Genomic DNA, 2,566 nt, shown 5'->3' with positions numbered 1-2,566 from the left:
TCGCAGAGTCCACTTTTAAGCTTTAAATAGTCCACTTTTCAAGTTTAGCTAACAGGATAAGATAAAATGAGGGCGAGGGCACACAAGCTATTCTGGATGGGGAGTACGGGAGAGGTGGTTGTGCTGATCGCGACGAAATGAAGGAATCCGCTATGGTGACCCGGCAAGCTATTCAAACACAACCGCAAGAGCCAAAATCCTGGCCCAAGGTGGCCATTATTGTTCTCAACTGGAACGGCTGGCGGGATACGATTGAGTGCCTGGAGTCACTGCAACGAATCATATATCCTGACTACCAGGTTATTGTAGTAGATAATGGCTCGACTGACGACTCAGTGGAGAAGATTAAGGCCTGGGGGCGCGGAGAGATTCCTATGGTATCTAATTTTCTCGAGTATGATCCTACGACAAAGCCGGTCCAGTTGATTGAATATGACCGCTTACAAGCCGAAGAAAAAGAAGTTACTCAGGAAGAACTCAAACATTACAACCTGCCCCCAGCTCGTAGGATGGTCCTTATTTGTAATGGAAAAAATCCTGGGATTTGCGGCAGGGAATAATATAGCTCTTCGTTATATACTGAAAAGAAAAAATACACTAATCCTTTTGCTCAACAATGACGCGGTAGTGGAACCCGATTTCTTAAAATATTCTGTGGCAACTTTGAAGAGTAACCTTGAGTGGTCGGCTGTAGGTCCTAAGACCCTTTACAAAGATGAACCTAGTCGTATTTGGTATGCTGGCGCTCGTCTAAGGTTGTGGCGAGCTAATTCATTGCATCTTGGGCTAAATATGATGGATGATCATAGTTACTCTGGTGCGCGGCCAACCGATCATATCTCTATGTGTTATCTACTTGCTTTTCAAGAGCTTTTTGAAACGGTAGGTTTGCTTGACGAAGACTTCTTTTTTGGCAATGAGGATTGGGCTTATTCGTGTATGGCCAGGAAGCAGGGATTGAGATTCGGGGTAAACTTAGACTCAATTATTTACCATAAATTCGGCGAAAGCCACTCTAGAGTTCATCCCATTTACGGATATTAAGGTTTTATCTTAAGGTTTTATGGTTTTATCTTAAGGACTTATGGTATTCTGTACCAGAATTTCATGTTTTTTTAAACAAGCCAATTCAAATATTTAATCGAATATTTCATTTATTTTCATAAATTGCGCTGTAAGCCTGGATAGCATATAATTTTTTGCTGTTTTTAACCCAGCTCTAATACCGGAAATCATAGGCTCAACAACTCTGTCCTTTATAAGTAGTAACATCAAACAGAGTTTGTAGCCGAATTCTGTGAACACATATCTAGGAGTACCTTCAACTCTCTTTATGATGTTTTTCACCACTAACCTTTTCAACTCATAACCCATATTAGTGCTTCCGTACCCTTTATCTCTTATGCCCACTACCCTCTGCACTTCTTTCCTCAGATCTTTGTTTGTTATGTGTGCTATTACATTAGAGCGCTTCAGTAACGCCTCAATCACTCCCATAATCCTCTTATCCTCTATCCGTATCCCTGTTATCCGTTTGTTCCCTATCTGTTCAGTCCTCGCTAACTCAGCTAAATTATGTCTCCCCAGAAACCTCTCATCAATCCCTACTTGAGAGTCCAAATACCTCTCGTTTATCCCATGACTCACTTTTCCTATATACCCCAGATTCACCACACTCTTCTTTACACCAATATCATAGGAATTATTGAGGCAGGTCTCCGTCCTTAATAGCTTCCCCTTTTTGTTGTACTGTTTTACATAACAGTTCTTATACCAGCTCTTAATACAGGAATGTTCCCCTTCCATGTGGATGTTACTCTGAAATACTCCCTTGTACCTGCCTGTTATCCTTCGCTCAAATATCTGACTGATACTAACGGACTTTCCTATCCTCCGAAACTGGTCGATCATTGCCTGAAACAATTCGCTCAGCACCCTCTCATCCCTGAACACTATATTGTGACTGTACTCAACCTGCGAGCTAAAGTATCGGTAGTAATAGCCAAGCTTCCCTTTCCTTGCTCAAAATCGGCACAAATTGGTATATCCACCTGTCGGCAAAGCCCCATAAAGGATCATCGTTCAGCTTGCTGCATATCCGATTTAACCCATTAGCATCCTCAACTGACAAATTCTCTTCTGCATAGCGCTCTACCCGCTGAATGAATCCCCTTGTCAGATTCCTCAATGCTTCTGTACCGATACACTTAATCCCCCTAATCTCCTTCAAAAAGTACACCATACCGTTTTCCCTCTGTATCCAGGGGATGTAACCTTTCAGAAGAATCCTGTTAAAGAACTTATAGCAAAACTCGATATATCTACTGTAACATTGCACAAACTTTGAGGGCATAAGGCAACTCTCCTGTTTTTTTCTTTCTATATCGGTTGCCTTATGCTTTATTTTTTGTCTATTATTCTATATCAATACCCTTTGATTGAAAGTTTACTTGCATATACTTAATTAAACTTTTAAGCCCCTGTTGTACCAAATTCTGGTACAAAATGCCTGAATTGAAGTGGTATTGGCTGCACTACCACTTGGCGATGTAAAAAGTTATTGTAT

Annotated in this window: 4 protein-coding genes and 1 pseudogene; 3 read left to right on the top strand and 2 right to left on the bottom strand. The window is 41.1% G+C overall.

Annotation, left to right across the window (positions count from 1 at the left end):
* Positions 1 to 137: 137 nt before the first annotated feature.
* From ACUVXA_RS19645 to ACUVXA_RS19635, 3 genes and pseudogenes are all read left to right on the top strand, one after another.
* Positions 138 to 344, top strand: a pseudogene (locus tag ACUVXA_RS19645) (glycosyltransferase family 2 protein); the annotation flags it as partial.
* A gap of 30 nt (positions 345 to 374) precedes the next feature.
* Complete coding sequence (locus ACUVXA_RS19640; protein WP_445872988.1) at positions 375 to 560, top strand: hypothetical protein; 186 nt, start codon at positions 375 to 377, stop codon at positions 558 to 560.
* 214 nt (positions 561 to 774) lie between these two features.
* A complete protein-coding gene (locus ACUVXA_RS19635) occupies positions 775 to 1,044 on the top strand; it encodes a glycosyltransferase family 2 protein (protein WP_445872987.1) in 270 nt (89 codons plus the stop codon).
* A gap of 93 nt (positions 1,045 to 1,137) precedes the next feature.
* On the opposite strand, the gene ACUVXA_RS19630 is transcribed toward ACUVXA_RS19635, so the two are convergent.
* Together ACUVXA_RS19630 and ACUVXA_RS19625 are read right to left on the bottom strand one after the other, a co-directional pair.
* Positions 1,138 to 1,923 (bottom strand): hypothetical protein, encoded by a 786-nt coding sequence (locus tag ACUVXA_RS19630; RefSeq protein ID WP_445872986.1) that lies wholly within the window; start codon positions 1,921 to 1,923, stop codon positions 1,138 to 1,140.
* Positions 1,924 to 1,981: 58 nt separating this feature from the next.
* A complete protein-coding gene (locus tag ACUVXA_RS19625; protein WP_445872985.1) occupies positions 1,982 to 2,353 on the bottom strand; it encodes a hypothetical protein in 372 nt (123 codons plus the stop codon).
* Positions 2,354 to 2,566 lie beyond the last annotated feature (213 nt).

The sequence above is a fragment of the Candidatus Jordarchaeum sp. genome (genome assembly GCF_052745115.1).
Note: the sequence above shows the minus strand (reverse complement) of the source record. Positions and strands in the feature narration are given on the sequence as shown.